Here is a 14,822-nt window from a genome sequence, read left to right as displayed (position 1 = left end):
TACGATACACCGGTGAATGATGAAGCTGTAACCATACTGTCTCAGAGTAAAAGAAGATTAACGAAACTTAAACTTCTTGCCAACTTCTTTGAAAATGTTAATATAATATCCATTTACATTAAAACAGATATTATACATAATCTGTTCAATGAAAATAAGACACTGGATTTTCAGAAGCTTGAGCTTTTTCACCTTCAGTATACGGACAGCCTGATAGAATTGTTGACCAAGATAAAGAAGAAAAAGGAAAACGATCTGCTGGCGGTTATTAATGAAATTGATATTAATAATCAATATATTTCAGCTTTTGAAGAAAGGAAAGTTGATAGTTTTGAAATAGACAGGAAAATGTACAGCGGTATATTTTCTACGCATTTGAAAAATTTGTATAAAGATCTTACAGAAGATAAATTCACCCTGAACTGGAATGATGTTTTATATTTTCATAAAAAATATGCAACGGAATTTTTCAGAACGGAGGCAGATGAATCAAAACTTAAGCTTCATCCGGTTCCTTCTTACCAGTACAATGATTATTTTATTGAAAGGAAATTATTAGGTAAGCTTAATATACAAAACTTTAAAGTACGCTTTATGTGTGGTTACAGAATCGACAGAAATGAATATGAGTTATTTCGGATCTTTCAATCGGATGAACACTTTATCTTCAACATTGAAGAGAAGAGATTATACCTGATCGATGATGAGCTTGCGTACTTAAATACTGCGGAAAATGAATCGAACCAGATTGTTATTATCAACCAGCTAAAGAGGAAAAATCAGGAGCTGGAGGAATCAATCGGTGAAAGAAAACGTACACTACCTGAAGATGTAGAGACTGTTTTAAAGGACTATCTTCGAAACTTAGAAAACGTTGATATTATGAGCAAAATATTTGATGTCAATGAAGAAACAAATATTCTGCGTGCAATGCTTAATTTGAATTTGAATAATTAGGAAGAAGGGAAAATGCAAATTTGCTGAATTGTAAAAAGGCCAAATTGCATTATTTGTAGAAACTGTAAAATAGTTACTATAAGATAATAAAGGAAGCAATTTCACAATTATTCAGTTTAACGGATTAACTTAAAAAGAAGCTACCTTCAAAAAAGGTAGGATAAAAGTAATTTTGCGATTCAGCGGTTTCGCAGTTCACTAAAAAAATAATTAAACATAAAAAAATGGCTATTAACTTACAGAAAGGTCAAAGAATTAATCTTACCAAAGAAAACGGAACTACTCTTACGCAAGCCTGTGTGGGAATTAACTGGGGGGCGATTGAGAAAAAGAGCTTTTTCGGGGGAAGTAAAAAAGAAGCAGTAGACTTAGATGCGAGCTGTATTTTATATGATTCCAATAAAAATGCAACGGAAGTAATCTACTTCGGAAACCTAAAGTCTAAAAACGGATCTGTGAAGCATAGTGGGGATGATCTTACAGGGGATGTAGACGGAGATGACGGTTTGGATAATGAGGTTATTACGGTGGATTTCAATCAGCTGGATCCCGGTGTTGAGCATGTTGCCCTGGTTTTGAACAGCTACAGAGGTCAGGATTTCGGAACCATTCCGTTTGCGTCCATTCGTATTTATGAGGGAACACCGACTAATGTAAAAGAAGTTTTCGCTAAATATGATATTGCTAACGACAAATCATTCAGCGGGCATGTTGCGATGGTAATGGGAGTTTTTTACAGAAGAAACGGGGAATGGAAATTCAACGCAATCGGAGATCCTACCGCAGACAGAAAACTGGAGCAGACAATCCAGACCGTACAGCAAAAGTATTTATAAGAAAAAATACAGCAAATAGATTGATTTACAGGCATACCGAGCTGGTTATTGTTTGAAACATAAATTTACTAAACAAAACTTTTGTCAGGCTTAGTTATGCTGAAATTGGTTATATTTACCGCATTAAAATAAATGGCAATAATTGTACTCTGTACAGCTATTGCTTTTATCGTATATAATAAACACATAGTAAAGTGGAAAAACATCAAAGTATTTTAGAACTGCATCCTGGATTGGTGTGGGGATTTGCGGTAACGGTTGTTATCATGTTGCTTCTCGATTTGGGAGTTTTCAACAAAAAAAGTCACGAGGTTTCATCTAAAGAAGCAACGATCTGGTCTGTAGTGTGGATTTCATTGTCCATGATCTTTTCAGGAGTGGTATATTGGGTGTTCAATCAGGCTGATGGGCATCATCTTGCTGTAGAAAAGTTTACCCAGTACCAGGCTGCTTACTGGATAGAAAAAGCCCTTTCGGTGGATAACCTGTTTGTATTTATCCTTGTTTTCGGATTTTTTAAAGTTCCGAAATATTTACATCATAAAGTTTTGTTCTGGGGAATTATAGGCGCGTTGATTTTCAGGGCGATATTTATTTTTGCAGGAGTCGAGCTGATCAATTTAACTTATTTACCTGAAATGCACATTTTTGGTGAAGCTGTTAAGATTAATATTGTAATGGCACTCTTTGGTATTTTCCTTATTTACGCCGGTATTAAATCCTGGGGTGACGGAGGCGATGATGAGGATGAAGATTTCAGTAATACTGCCGGGGCAAAGCTTATCAAGAGCTTCTGGAAAGTTGCCGATAATTATGATGGAGATAAGTTCTTTACCGTTAAAAACGGGATCAGAATGGCGACTCCACTTTTGGTTGTTGTAGGAGTAATAGAATTTACAGATGTTCTTTTCGCTGTAGATTCAATTCCTGCTATTTTTGCGATTTCAGATGATCCGTTCATTCTTTATACTTCGAATATTTTTGCAATTCTAGGACTTAGATCATTGTATTTCCTATTAGCGAATTTTATTCATATGTTCAGTAAATTACCTTACGGATTAGCTATCATCCTATCTTTCATTGGAGTTAAAATGTTAATTGCACCATGGATTCATATTTCATCACCAATCTCATTAGGGGTCGTGGGTGGAGTACTGGTGATTTCAGTTATTTTATCAATCATGTTCCCTGAAAAAGAGGACGAAGCAAAAGAAAAGCTTGAAGAAAAATAAATCATAAAGCCTTACTGAAAAGTAAGGCTTTTTTATTGAACCTAAGTTTTTTATTTCTTGTCAATTGTTTTCAAGGTTATCCATGCAACAGTTTATTGATCTTACGCCGGGTTTGTACAGATACCTTATACGCTTCATCCCGGAGTTTCTGGATTTTACCAACAGGCTGGAAAATAGTCTTGCTTTCAAAAGGATTAAAAGACAGGAGTTCATGTTCACACGATCGCTCCAGTATACCATCCTTTTTGATTAGTACTTCACCTATTTTAATAAGGGGAGCATTCTTCCATTCACGATTTAAAATATTAATGGGCTGATCCTTTAAATCACAACACAGCTGAACCAATACATCCGCCACATACTCATTGGAAGAAAAGTAATTTTCAATAGCTTCACGAGTACCTGTTTTTTTCCAAAATTCTTCTCCGGAGATTGAGGTTTTAGCTGTATTTTGATCATATATTCGCCTAACCGGTAGACTCCGATAGAGTGAAAATCAAATGAAAGGAAGAAATTGTTACGCCGGCTGATCAGCCTGAACAGATGCTTTAAAAATGAAAAGGTGAATACTGATGGGGTTATTTTTATTATCTGGTAAGCAAGAGGAAATACATGGTTCCATTTTTTTATAAAAAATTGGTTTAGTGAGGTAAAAAGCTTCAAAAATGTACTTACTGAGTTAACCGGGAACAAAGGAAAATTAACCAATGGGTAATTGGCCAGAACATCGCCGGTTTCGTCTTTTATTTTTACTGAAAAACCGTAGGCTGGCATTTCTTTTTTCGATTTTGTAATTTTCAGATGTGCATTTGAAAACCTGATGATAAGATCATATTTTTCCTTATCAAAAAAGGGTTGCAGATTATCGGGGAGATTTGTATTTACTTTGAACTCTCCCTTTAGAACCGCATATGTTGTGGCATGAGCATTTCGCGTCGCATAATCTACATCGCTGATAATGGATGACTGTTCAACAAAATCTGAAATACTTTTTTTGTTGATTGTAAGAAGTTCTTTTTCCTCCTCTGTCAGTTCATTGAATTTCTTATTATATAATATTGGGCTTGGCATTAATTTTTAAATCCAATTATAACACCAAGTTTCGAATTGCATGTTAAGATAATGTTATTTTAGTGTTTTATCTGCTTAACATTCGGTTTTCAGTGTTTTTCAGAAAGTTTATCTTTGTAAAAAATTAAATAATGGGAGTAGCAGATATGTTATTTAAACGCAAAAAAGAACTGGCAGAAAAAAATCTTAATGATGGAAAAGCCTTCATGGAAGAAAATGCCAAAAAGGATGGTGTTGTAACTTTGCCAAGCGGATTGCAGTATGAGATCATTACAGAAGGTAATGGAGCTCTGCCTAAAGCAAAAGATACGGTAAAATGTCACTACCACGGAACCACAATCAAAGGAGAGGTTTTTGATAGCTCTGTAAAAAGAGGAACTCCGGCGTCATTTCCTTTGAACAGAGTAATATCCGGATGGACAGAAGCTCTTCAGCTAATGCCGGTAGGAAGTAAATGGAGATTATTCCTTCCTCCTAACCTGGCTTATGGTGAGGAACAGATCAGCAAAGAAATTGGCCCGAACAGTACCCTTATTTTTGAAGTTGAACTATTGGGAATTAAATAATTTACTGATTAAATAAAGCTTAAAATTTACCCGATTTCTGGGTAAATTTTTTTATTTACTTTAAATTCGTATTTTAGATTTTAAGTTGTTTAAATAGGTGATAGATTATTTTTTAATAAGGCATGCAATCTCCTTCAACAACTAACTACACAAAAATAGATTGAATGAAAAAGCTGCTTTACCTTTTTGCTATTTTTAGCTTAATAACTTCATGTGTTTCCAAAAAAAATCAGGCCATAAAGCAGAATATTCTTACTTTAAAAGATAGCTACTGCAAAGCCCCGTTCCAATACAATTACAGCAAAGAGCTTCCTTCCTATAATTCTGACTCTATTCTGACTGCGAACAAGGAGCTTAAAGGAATGTTTTCCGATCAGAGTATCCTTATCCTGAATGCTCTGGATAATCTGGACGAAGTGCATCAGATTATGGAACTTAAAAAAGATACCTCACTAAGTGCTCAGGTTAAAGTTTTACAACTTAAAACTAAAATTAACAGTAAAATTACGATAGCACTCACAGAGCTGGATGCTGTAGCGGCTGAATTTGATTGCGAAGGAGAGCGGGTGGCTCAGATTGGAAGTTATGTAGATAATCTCAATGCTTCCAGGAATAATAAACTTATTTTATACTCCATTGTGGCAGGAGCTGCGGCATCCATTGCGGGAGGAATTGTAAAAGATGAGGGATGGAGCAGTGCAATAGATATTGGTGGGGGTGCTTTGGGAGCCGGATTCGGATTGGCTACCCTGAATCCGAAGGGGAAGAAGGTAGAGTTTATCCATCAAAGAAATCTCCTCAGGGATATATGGAACGAAAGACTTGAATCTCCTAATTTTCCACCATTTATCTGGTATATGTATACCGAGAAGAAGTTTTCCAATAAAGAATCAAGTTCCATCATCCAGAGTATGAAACAAAGATGGCTTCATTATCAGTTCGATGATGACCGGAAAGCTGCAGACAGTTCGGTTATTTTTAGTGACGGAGGATTTTATCGTGCTGATGACCTGCAAAACCGTGCAGCAATGCTTAATCAGATGCAATCAGCAACAAGGACGATCAATCAGAACATCAACTATCTGCTTTTGGATTTGGATAAATTGGTACTTTAAGAAAAATTTAACTGTAATAAATTTTGTTACAATTAAAAAAATGTTTTACCTTTGTCCTGTAATTAAAATGAACAATACAAGATTTGCTACGGCAGTACATATTATGACCTTATTGGCAGATAGTCCGGAGGAGTGGTTAACTTCTGAGTGGATGGCTGGGAGTATTAATATTAATCCTGTGGTTGTTCGTAAGGAGTTAGGGGTTTTAAGAAACGCTGGTCTGGTTGCAAGCAGACAAGGTAAAGAAGGAGGAAGCCAGCTTTCAAGGAATGCGAGCGAAATCCGTATTTCTGATATCTACTCAGCAGTAAAAAATACTGAAGTTCTGGGTAAAAAAAATCTAAATCCTAATCCGGCTTGTAATGTCGGAAAAGAGATCAATAATCACTTAAACACATTATTCAGTGAAACAGAAAAGTTGGTGATTCAGTTTTTAGGGGATAAAACATTACAGGAGTTTTGTGATCAATTCAATTAAAATTTTTTACCCTTAAATGTAACAAAATTTATTACAATTTAATTTAAAAATAAACATTATGAAAAAAGTAGCAGTAATTGGTGCAACAGGATTTGTAGGTTCACATGTAGTGAAAGAATTGGAAAACAGAGGTTATGAAGTAGAGGCGATCGTAAGAGATGCTTCTAAAGTAGAGCAGAATGACAAAGTAAAGGCTAAAAGTGTTGATGTAAACAATGTAGAACAGCTAGCCGAAAATTTAAAGGGAATTGATGCTGTAATCAGTACTTATAACGCCGGATGGACAAATCCGAATCTATACAATGACTTTCTTACCGGTTCTGAAAACATTGAAAAAGCAGTTGAGAAATCGGGAGTAAAAAGACTTATAGTAGTAGGAGGTGCAGGAAGTCTTTATACACCGGATCATGTACAAATTGTAGACACCCCGGATTTTCCCGAAGCATATAAACCTGGAGCTACCGCTGCCAGAGATTATTTGAATAAGATCAAAGAAAATAATACGCTTGACTGGACCTTCTTTAGCCCTGCAATTGAAATGAACCAGGCTAACGTAGGAACAAGAACAGGAAAATACAGAACTTCTTTAGAAACTCCGGTATTGAATGAAGAGGGAAGAAGTATTCTGTCAGTAGAAGATGTAGCAGTTGTTCTGGTAGATGAATTGGAACAGAACAATCATATCCGTGAACGTTTTACAGCTGCTTACTAATCAAAACAACATTTTATGATGCTGAGAAAAAAATTATTATCATTACTGGCTGTCTTAGTTTTTGTAGGGAGTGCATGGGCTGGAAACCTTAAAATAAAAGTATATAATCCGGGAGCAAAAGCTATTTTTCCGATTACCTCTACTCTTGTTTACGGAGATAAAGATGCCATACTGATTGATGCACAATTCCAAAAACAATATGCGGAAGAGTTGGTAAAGGAAATAAAGGCGACAGGCAAAAATCTGAAAACCGTTTTTATTTCGCACAGCGACCCTGACTTTTATTTTGGGCTTGATGTTATTAAAAAAGCATTTCCTAACGTAAGGATCATTTCCACTGCGCAGACAGCTTACCTTATTTCAGCTTCTAAAGATGATAAGCTGGCAGTATGGAATCCTCAGTTGAAAGCGGATGCTCCCTCAGAGGTTTATGTTCCTCAGGCTGTAGACTCAATTCCCGATTTGGAAGGAAATAAAATTGAGATCAGACAGAACCCTGACGATCCTGCCCATAGTTTTCTGTGGATTCCTTCGTTAAAAACAATTGTTGGAGGTATTTCCGTTTCTGTAGATTCTCATATCTGGATGGCAGATACTCAAAACAATGAAGCTATTGATAAATGGATTGCACAGATTGACGCAATGAAGGCTTTGCAACCACAACAAGTTGTTCCGTCTCATTTTGCGAAACTAAATTTGTCTCCACAATCTCTGGACTTTGTTAAAAAGTATTTAGAAAACTATAAAAAAGCCGTTCATGAGAACAAAAGTTCAGATGCAGTAGTGAAATATATGGTGAATCAATATCCGGATCTTCCTGGAAAAGATGAGTTGGGGATGGGCGTTAAGGTATTTTTAGGAGAGATGAACTGGGATCTGAAATCGCCATATCCGGCAATCGGAAGAAAGATTGAAGTGGATTTTGGAAAAGGAAAATTTGTATTGGATTATAAAGATAATAAAACGATGTCTTTTAGTGGTACAGAAGCTTTTAAAGGTATTTCAGATACTGTTGAGTATACGGCAACTGAGATTGCAAAAAATATATTCATGGTGTATTGGCATGAACCTAAAACCGGTGAAAATGTTACCCATATTCAGGATTATAATAAAAACATAATTTATACGAATATTGCTGGAAAAGACGGATCGTTCGATCATTTTAAAGTACCGTTTAAAATCTTGAAATAAAATAATAGGTAAAAACTCGGCTGCCGTCAGGCAGCCGAGTTTTTTTAATCCAATAATTCATTTAGGTATTTGAATTAAATGACATAACGTAGCCGGCAACCTTAGCGGATTCTTGATTGATTATAATTAAAACGATAGAATCTTTGTGTGTAAAACTCTCTCAGATATAACGGATTACACAGTCTCTTTTTCAAGTATAAATTTCTAATAAAATAACAAAAACGGCTGTCAAAAGACAGCCGTTTTTATATTATAAATTCATAAATAATTTCGGATTCACCGGAGTATTGTTTTTGTGCACTTCATAATGAAGATGAGGACCTGTGGAACGTCCTGAATTTCCGGATTTGGCAATCACCTGACCTACTTTTACCTTATCGTTTACTTTTGCGATCAATTCGGATAAATGGCCGTATAAAGTTGCCAAGCCATTTCCATGGGAAACAATTACGCAATTCCCATAACCTCCCTTCTGTCCTGAGAAAATAATGGTTCCGGCTGCGGCTGCTCTTACATCAGAACCATAAGCAACAGCAATGTCCAGACCTTTATGAAATTGCATCTGATCTGCTTCGGCAGGTGGATTATTTTTTTCTGTTGGTGCTGTTTTGGAAGATGACGGATTGGCGGCTAAGGTTTTTGTAGAGGTTGATGCAGCGGATGGAGTAGCAGCATTGGTTGCTTTTGGAGTAACCATTACTTTTACCTCTCTTTTATTTCCGTAACTGTCTGTCAATTCAATGATCTTTTCAACAGGTTCGGCTTTCACTTCCAGTTTTGGAGCTGCGGCAACTGCTGGTTTAGAATCTGCAACCGCACTTGTCCTTACGGAAGCATAGACGGTCTTAAATGGAATAGGATTTTTTCTGACTCCAAAATTGGAGGAAATATATCCGTCAGTTGGCATTCCCAATGGAACCTGCATCAGTTTTTTTTGTAAATCCATTAAATATTGACTGTAACGGTTGGCTTGTTTGGCCAGATAGACAGAGTTTGAAATACTGTCTTTACTCAGAAACATCAGCTTTTCACTCGGGAGATCTTTAGACTTCAGGAATGAGTTAAGCTGTGCTACGGTTTGATCTACTAAAGTAAGATCTGTTTTCATTTTTAAGTAATCTACACTGTCTTTTTCAGTGTTTATTTTCACAAGGTTTACTTCGTATGTTTTATCATCCTTTTCGGAAGATAACTTAGCTATAAAGATGCCTTGAGCAAAAACTACCAGTAAAAGTCCTCCCAGGAGTATATTTACCTTCTTTTTGCTGCTTAGAAATTTATTCATATTTCTTCAGTTAGTATTAAAACAGTATTAGCCTGCAAATTTAATTAAAAAACAGTTTTATGAATTATTTTTAATTAAAATTTACTTATTTCTGTATTTAACGTGGATTTAAAGGTTTAATTGTGTGAAAGTGTTAATGTTTTCAAAAAATTAGGTTTTATCACGCTCCGAAAGAGTTCTTAATTTTTTGTTTTAATATCTTTGCAGTTCACATTTCAATTATGGCGAAAAAGAAAACTATTTCAGAATCTTCAAATCCGAAAAAGAATAAAAGTGAAGTTTCCGTAGGAGTGGTAGGAAGTGGAAGTTTTGCAACTGCGATTGTAAAAATGCTTGTTGAAAACTGTAAAGTAGTACATTGGTGTGTACGAAGTGAATTTGTAAAAGGAGCTATTGAGCTTCGCGGGCACAATCCTACTTATTTAACTGCAGTTAACTTTAATCTTAAAAATTTAAAACTGACAACTGATATCAATGAGCTTGTTACAGCCTGTGATATTATTGTACTGGCAACTCCTTCTATTTATCTTTCAGATACATTGGATAAGATGACCTGCGATTATAAAGATAAAATTTTTGTTTCTGCAATTAAAGGGATTATTCCTAAAGTAAACGATGTGGTTGCTCATTATCTGAGAGATGAATTTCAGATCGGATTCCGGAATCAGGCGGTAATTGCCGGACCTTGTCATGCTGAAGAAGTAGCGATGGAACGTCTTTCTTATCTTACCGTAGCCACTGTAGAGGATGAAGTTTCCGAAAAACTGTTGAATATCTTTAATTCCGATTTTATAAAAGTCCACTCAAGTAAAGATATCTTAGGAAACGAATACAGTGCAATCCTTAAAAATATTTTCGCCATTGGTGCAGGAATAGCAAGTGGCTTGGGTTATGGAGACAACTTCACGGCCGTATTTGTGTCGAATGCGATCAGAGAAATGGAAACATTCCTTGAAGCCATATATGAGGCACCGAGAGATGTTAATGAAAGTGCCTATCTGGGAGACTTATTGGTGACGGCCTATTCATTGTTTTCCAGAAACAGAAGTTTAGGGAATCTGATAGGAAAAGGATACACTGTAAAATCTGCTATCCAGTCCATGAACATGGTAGCAGAAGGATACTACGCTGCTAACTCTATTTATAAAACGGCTAAACAAAAAAATCTGAAACTTCCGATTGTTGATACCATTTATGGAATTCTGTATGAAGGTAAAAATGCAGAAAAACAGTTTAAAAAGCTGACCGCAAAATTGAACTAAAACGACTTGAAAGTTACAGGACAGAATATAAACATCAGCAATTTGCTGATGTTTTTTTATTGGAGACTATTTTTATCGGGGCACAGATCTTTGATCCAGTTCAGTGTTTATAAAAACGGAATGCAATCTGTCTTGTATCTGAAATGTATTGGTAAATAGTAAGGACTTGTTCTATTCCGAACTTACCATATGATAATATTTCAAGAGATTACATTTTGTAAATTAGATACATGAAAAAGATAGGATTTTTATCGTTTGGACATTGGGGAAATCATCCTTCATATGATACCAAAACAGCAGGTGACACTCTGTTGCAATCCATAGATCTGGCTGTAGCTGCAGAAGAAATTGGGATTGACGGAGCGTACTTTCGAGTACATCATTTCGCTAACCAGTTGGCGTCGCCGTTTCCTTTGTTAGCGGCTATTGGTGCCAAAACCAAAAAAATTGAAATCGGAACGGGTGTCATCGATATGCGGTATGAAAACCCATTGTATATGGTAGAAGATGCCGGCGCAGCAGATTTGATTTCTGGAGGCCGGTTACAATTAGGCATCAGTAGAGGTTCGCCAGAACAGGTCATTGATGGTTGGCGATACTTCGGATATGATTTGGAAGATGGACAATCAGATGTCGATATGGGACGTCGTAAAGGTTTGGAGTTTTTTGATTTGTTGAGAGGAGAAGGGTTTGCTCAACCTAACCCTAATCCGATGTTTCCTAATCCTCCAGGATTATTGCGGATAGAACCCCATTCTGAAGGATTACGTGATCGCATTTGGTGGGGCTCTGCTTCGGATGCCACTGCAGTTTGGGCGGGAGAAACCGGTATGAATCTGCAAAGCTCTACTTTGAAGTTTGATGAAAGTGGAAAACCTTTTCACATACAGCAGGCTGAACAAATTCGTTTGTATAGAGAGGCTTATAAAAAAGCAGGACATACACGGACCCCGAGAGTCTCTGTGAGCCGGTCTATTTTCGCAATCGTCAACGATCAGGATAGATATTATTTCGGACATGAAGCCGACAGAACAGATAAAATAGGTGTTTTAGAGGGGAACCAACGTGCTATTTTCGGAAGAAGTTATGCTGCTGAACCGGAACAGCTCATTAAGGAGTTGGCTCAGGATGAAGCCATTCAGGAAGCAGATACTTTATTATTGACAATTCCCAATACATTGGGTGTGGATTACAATGTACATGTACTTGAATCCATTTTGAAATATGTGGCTCCTGAATTGGGCTGGCGTTAAAAAATCTGAAATGGCAGGAAAAATTTGGTATAAAACAAAAATTACAGTTATTGGAGCCGGGCAAGCCGGACTTTCTACAGCATATCACCTCAAAAAAATGGGACTGGAAATCGGTCGGGATTTTATTATTTTAGATGCTGCACCTTCAGCTGGAGGTGCATGGCAATCCCGTTGGGACTCCCTGACCTTGAGTACAGTAAACCGCATTCATGATCTGCCGGGAATGTCATTTGAAGAAACTATTCAGGGAGATGAAAAGGAAGTTCGTGCTAATATTGCCGTTCCGCATTATTATGATTTGTATGAGAAAGAGTTTGGGTTACAGGTCTATCGGCCCGTAAAGGTTGAAAAAGTGAGCCTGAACGGAGAACGGTTTTATATTGATACATCGTCTGTTTCCTTTTCTGCATTAGGCATCATTAATGCTACGGGAACCTGGGAAAATCCATACATCCCGGAATATCCGGGTGCTAAGCTTTTTAAGGGGGAACAGCTGCATACTCGGAATTTTAAAAATGCTGAATACTTCAGGGGAAAACACGTGATCATTGTCGGAGGTGGTATTTCTGCGATTCAATTGCTGGATCAGATTTCAAAAGTAACCACCACTACATGGGTTACACGAAGGCCTCCGGAATTTCGTGAAGGACCGTTTGATGATATGGCCGGGAGTTTAGCAGTTGCGATGGTTGATAAAAGAGTGAGAAGCGGATTATTGCCAACATCTGTTGTTTCGGTAACGGGATTACCTGTTACTGATGAAATTAAAAATATGGAAAAAAGAGGTGTTCTCAAACGGTTTCCTATGTTCAGCGAGATTACGGAAGAAGGTGTTAAATGGGAAGACGGAAGACAGGAAAAAGCTGATGTCATTCTTTGGAATACGGGTTTCCGCTGGTCTCTGTCTCATTTAGATGCTGTTTTGCCTAAGGAAGAAGGTGGAGGTATCATCATGTCCGGAAGACTTGCCACTGAAGTTTCAAAAGAGCCGAGAATTCATTTGGTGGGTTATGGACCTTCAGCTTCCACTATCGGAGCAAACAGAGCTGGAAGTGCTGCGGCAAGGGAATTGGTTAAGACTCTGGGAATTGAGAAGTAAATTGATGTCTAATTAGAAGCATTTCGTATTCATCATTCCATAATCTGAATGGTGTACAAAATTTAACCTAAAATTTTGTACTTTTTCTAGTGCAGATACAGGTTAGATATTCTTAATAACTTTTGTGTTAAAATCCTTAAACGCAATCTTCTTTTTAAAACTTTTCACGAAATTAGTAGTAAATTTTATGTTATGTCACATTCGCTTATAAGCAGAACGCCAAAACCAAAATATGACGTTGTACTCATTGGGGGTGGTATCATGAGTGCCACTTTAGCCACATTACTCCACGAATTTGATCCCGATCTGGAGATCGCAATTTTTGAAAGGCTTGGCAGGTTTGCCAAAGAAAGTACAGCAGCCTGGAATAATGCCGGAACAGGGCATTCAGCATTTTGCGAATTGAATTATACTCCGGAAAAAGAAGATGGGACCATTGATATTTCAAAGGCAGAAAGTATTGCAGAACAATTTGAAATTTCCAAACAATTTTGGTCCTATTTACTTCAAAAGGGATATATCAAAGATCCAAAAGATTTTATCAATTCATGTCCTCACATGAGTCTGGTATTTGGAGATAAGGACGCAGAATATCTGAGAAAGCGCCATGATAAGATGGTGAAATCCGTTTTATTTAAAGGAATGGAGTATTCTACGGATCATGAAAAACTGCGGGAATGGATTCCCTTAGTGATGAGCAAGAGAAATGCTTCTGAAGTAATGGCAGCAACCAAAATGGATCTGGGAACGGATGTTAATTTTGGTTCCCTTACCCGAAAAATGGGAAGACATTTATTAGAAGATTCCAATGTAGAGGTTTTTTTATATCATGAAGTAAAAGATATTGATCCCAGAGAAAATGGACAATGGGAAATGAAGGTTAAAGACAGGATTCACAATCACAAACAAGAAGTAGTTGCAGATTTTGTATTCATCGGTGCCGGAGGTTATGCGCTTCCGTTGCTTGATAGTTCAGATATTAAGGAAAGTGAAGGGTATGGAGGTTTTCCTGTTTCGGGTGAATGGCTGGTAACGCATAATCCTGAGCTGGTAGAAAAACATCAGGCTAAAGTATACACACAGGCTACAGTAGATGCTCCGCCAATGTCTGTTCCTCACCTTGACCTTAGAATTATTGACGGTAAAAAAGCACTCCTGTTTGGACCTTTCGCCGGCTTTTCAACCAAGTTTTTAAAAGAGGGTAGTTATCTTGACCTTCCTGAAAGTGTGAATACAAAAAACATACGATCCCTTTTTGGAGCCTGGTGGCATAATATTCCATTGACAAAATATCTAATTCAGCAGGTAGCCATGACGAAAGCTCAAAGGATGCAGCATTTGAGAGAGTTTGTTAAAGATGCCAATGAAGCAGACTGGGAATTAAAAGTAGCCGGACAAAGAGTTCAGGTTATTAAAAAAGATGAAAAGGAAGGCGGAAAACTGGAATTCGGAACCGAAGTGGTTGTTAATAAGAGTGGAACCATTGCCTCTTTACTGGGGGCTTCACCGGGAGCTTCTACTGCTGTTTATGCTATGCTTAATGTTCTTGAGAAGTGCTTCGGTGAAAAACTTCACGGGGAGTGGAAAGACAAATTAGTGGAAATGATCCCTTCTTACGGACAAAAACTTGCAGATAATCCTGAACTTACAGATAAAGTGAGAGCTTATACGAAAGAGAAGCTGGAGCTGCATTATTAGTATAGATAAAAGATAAAAGATAAAAGATAAAAGATAAAAGATAAAAGATATTAGAGATAAGCTTCTT

Annotated in this window: 15 protein-coding genes; 13 read left to right on the top strand and 2 right to left on the bottom strand. The window is 37.0% G+C overall.

Features of this window, described 5'->3' with window-relative positions; genetic code table 11:
* Positions 1–12: 12 nt before the first annotated feature.
* The 4 genes from AC0INN_RS18450 to AC0INN_RS18435 all read left to right on the top strand — a co-directional run bounded on the left by AC0INN_RS18450 (position 13) and on the right by AC0INN_RS18435 (position 3,278).
* Entirely contained in the window at positions 13–957 is a 945-nt protein-coding gene (locus AC0INN_RS18450) for a hypothetical protein (protein ID WP_273650748.1), read from the top strand.
* A gap of 224 nt (positions 958–1,181) precedes the next feature.
* The gene (locus AC0INN_RS18445) at positions 1,182–1,793 is read left to right on the top strand and encodes a TerD family protein (protein WP_172283782.1); all 612 of its coding nucleotides are present in this window, start codon (positions 1,182–1,184) and stop codon (positions 1,791–1,793) included.
* Positions 1,794–1,987: 194 nt separating this feature from the next.
* Positions 1,988–3,025 carry a TerC/Alx family metal homeostasis membrane protein gene (locus AC0INN_RS18440; RefSeq protein WP_172283786.1) on the top strand — a complete coding sequence of 346 codons (1,038 nt, stop codon included), beginning with the start codon at positions 1,988–1,990 and terminating at the stop codon, positions 3,023–3,025.
* An 82-nt stretch (positions 3,026–3,107) separates the two neighbouring features.
* A complete protein-coding gene (locus AC0INN_RS18435; protein WP_306614489.1) occupies positions 3,108–3,278 on the top strand; it encodes a hypothetical protein in 171 nt (56 codons plus the stop codon).
* 68 nt (positions 3,279–3,346) lie between these two features.
* On the opposite strand, the gene AC0INN_RS18430 is transcribed toward AC0INN_RS18435, so the two are convergent.
* A complete protein-coding gene (locus AC0INN_RS18430) occupies positions 3,347–4,096 on the bottom strand; it encodes a catalase family protein (RefSeq protein ID WP_306614487.1) in 750 nt (249 codons plus the stop codon).
* A gap of 131 nt (positions 4,097–4,227) precedes the next feature.
* Here AC0INN_RS18430 and AC0INN_RS18425 point away from each other — a divergent pair, with 131 nt between their 5' ends.
* From AC0INN_RS18425 to AC0INN_RS18405, 5 genes are all read left to right on the top strand, one after another.
* Positions 4,228–4,662 (top strand): FKBP-type peptidyl-prolyl cis-trans isomerase, encoded by a 435-nt coding sequence (locus tag AC0INN_RS18425; protein WP_273650750.1) that lies wholly within the window; start codon positions 4,228–4,230, stop codon positions 4,660–4,662.
* 164 nt (positions 4,663–4,826) lie between these two features.
* Positions 4,827–5,777 (top strand): hypothetical protein, encoded by a 951-nt coding sequence (locus AC0INN_RS18420; protein ID WP_273650751.1) that lies wholly within the window; start codon positions 4,827–4,829, stop codon positions 5,775–5,777.
* A 40-nt stretch (positions 5,778–5,817) separates the two neighbouring features.
* On the top strand, positions 5,818–6,255 hold the full coding sequence (locus AC0INN_RS18415) for an Rrf2 family transcriptional regulator (protein ID WP_306614483.1): 438 nt from the start codon (positions 5,818–5,820) through the stop codon (positions 6,253–6,255).
* Between the two features lie 58 nt (positions 6,256–6,313).
* Positions 6,314–6,967, top strand: coding sequence for an NAD(P)-dependent oxidoreductase (locus AC0INN_RS18410; protein WP_172283796.1), 654 nt, complete (start codon positions 6,314–6,316; stop codon positions 6,965–6,967).
* A 15-nt stretch (positions 6,968–6,982) separates the two neighbouring features.
* Positions 6,983–8,158 (top strand): MBL fold metallo-hydrolase, encoded by a 1,176-nt coding sequence (locus AC0INN_RS18405; protein ID WP_273650752.1) that lies wholly within the window; start codon positions 6,983–6,985, stop codon positions 8,156–8,158.
* Positions 8,159–8,408: 250 nt separating this feature from the next.
* Here AC0INN_RS18405 and AC0INN_RS18400 read toward each other — a convergent pair whose 3' ends face one another.
* The gene (locus AC0INN_RS18400; protein WP_273650753.1) at positions 8,409–9,443 is read right to left on the bottom strand and encodes a M23 family metallopeptidase; all 1,035 of its coding nucleotides are present in this window, start codon (positions 9,441–9,443) and stop codon (positions 8,409–8,411) included.
* A gap of 221 nt (positions 9,444–9,664) precedes the next feature.
* Between AC0INN_RS18400 and AC0INN_RS18395 the strand changes: the two genes are divergently transcribed.
* The 4 genes from AC0INN_RS18395 to mqo all read left to right on the top strand — a co-directional run bounded on the left by AC0INN_RS18395 (position 9,665) and on the right by mqo (position 14,755).
* Complete coding sequence (locus tag AC0INN_RS18395; protein WP_172283800.1) at positions 9,665–10,705, top strand: NAD(P)H-dependent glycerol-3-phosphate dehydrogenase; 1,041 nt, start codon at positions 9,665–9,667, stop codon at positions 10,703–10,705.
* A 230-nt stretch (positions 10,706–10,935) separates the two neighbouring features.
* A complete protein-coding gene (locus tag AC0INN_RS18390) occupies positions 10,936–11,958 on the top strand; it encodes an LLM class flavin-dependent oxidoreductase (RefSeq protein ID WP_172283801.1) in 1,023 nt (340 codons plus the stop codon).
* Positions 11,959–11,968: 10 nt separating this feature from the next.
* The gene (locus AC0INN_RS18385; RefSeq protein ID WP_273650754.1) at positions 11,969–13,057 is read left to right on the top strand and encodes an NAD(P)-binding domain-containing protein; all 1,089 of its coding nucleotides are present in this window, start codon (positions 11,969–11,971) and stop codon (positions 13,055–13,057) included.
* Between the two features lie 192 nt (positions 13,058–13,249).
* Complete coding sequence (gene mqo / locus AC0INN_RS18380) at positions 13,250–14,755, top strand: malate dehydrogenase (quinone) (RefSeq protein ID WP_306614479.1); 1,506 nt, start codon at positions 13,250–13,252, stop codon at positions 14,753–14,755.
* Positions 14,756–14,822 lie beyond the last annotated feature (67 nt).

It is taken from the genome of Chryseobacterium subflavum, assembly GCF_055762745.1.
This window is presented reverse-complemented; position numbering and strand designations above follow the sequence as displayed.

Coding starts and splice junctions, on each gene's coding strand:
- AC0INN_RS18390 (WP_172283801.1), top strand. CDS start 10,936: ATGAAAAAGATAGGATTTTTATCGTTTGGACATTGGGGAAATCATCCT.
- AC0INN_RS18415 (WP_306614483.1), top strand. CDS start 5,818: ATGTTTTACCTTTGTCCTGTAATTAAAATGAACAATACAAGATTTGCT.
- AC0INN_RS18445 (WP_172283782.1), top strand. CDS start 1,182: ATGGCTATTAACTTACAGAAAGGTCAAAGAATTAATCTTACCAAAGAA.
- AC0INN_RS18395 (WP_172283800.1), top strand. CDS start 9,665: ATGGCGAAAAAGAAAACTATTTCAGAATCTTCAAATCCGAAAAAGAAT.
- AC0INN_RS18385 (WP_273650754.1), top strand. CDS start 11,969: ATGGCAGGAAAAATTTGGTATAAAACAAAAATTACAGTTATTGGAGCC.
- AC0INN_RS18400 (WP_273650753.1), bottom strand. CDS start 9,443: ATGAATAAATTTCTAAGCAGCAAAAAGAAGGTAAATATACTCCTGGGA.
- AC0INN_RS18405 (WP_273650752.1), top strand. CDS start 6,983: ATGATGCTGAGAAAAAAATTATTATCATTACTGGCTGTCTTAGTTTTT.
- AC0INN_RS18420 (WP_273650751.1), top strand. CDS start 4,827: ATGAAAAAGCTGCTTTACCTTTTTGCTATTTTTAGCTTAATAACTTCA.
- AC0INN_RS18425 (WP_273650750.1), top strand. CDS start 4,228: ATGGGAGTAGCAGATATGTTATTTAAACGCAAAAAAGAACTGGCAGAA.
- AC0INN_RS18435 (WP_306614489.1), top strand. CDS start 3,108: ATGCAACAGTTTATTGATCTTACGCCGGGTTTGTACAGATACCTTATA.
- mqo (WP_306614479.1), top strand. CDS start 13,250: ATGTCACATTCGCTTATAAGCAGAACGCCAAAACCAAAATATGACGTT.
- AC0INN_RS18410 (WP_172283796.1), top strand. CDS start 6,314: ATGAAAAAAGTAGCAGTAATTGGTGCAACAGGATTTGTAGGTTCACAT.
- AC0INN_RS18430 (WP_306614487.1), bottom strand. CDS start 4,096: ATGCCAAGCCCAATATTATATAATAAGAAATTCAATGAACTGACAGAG.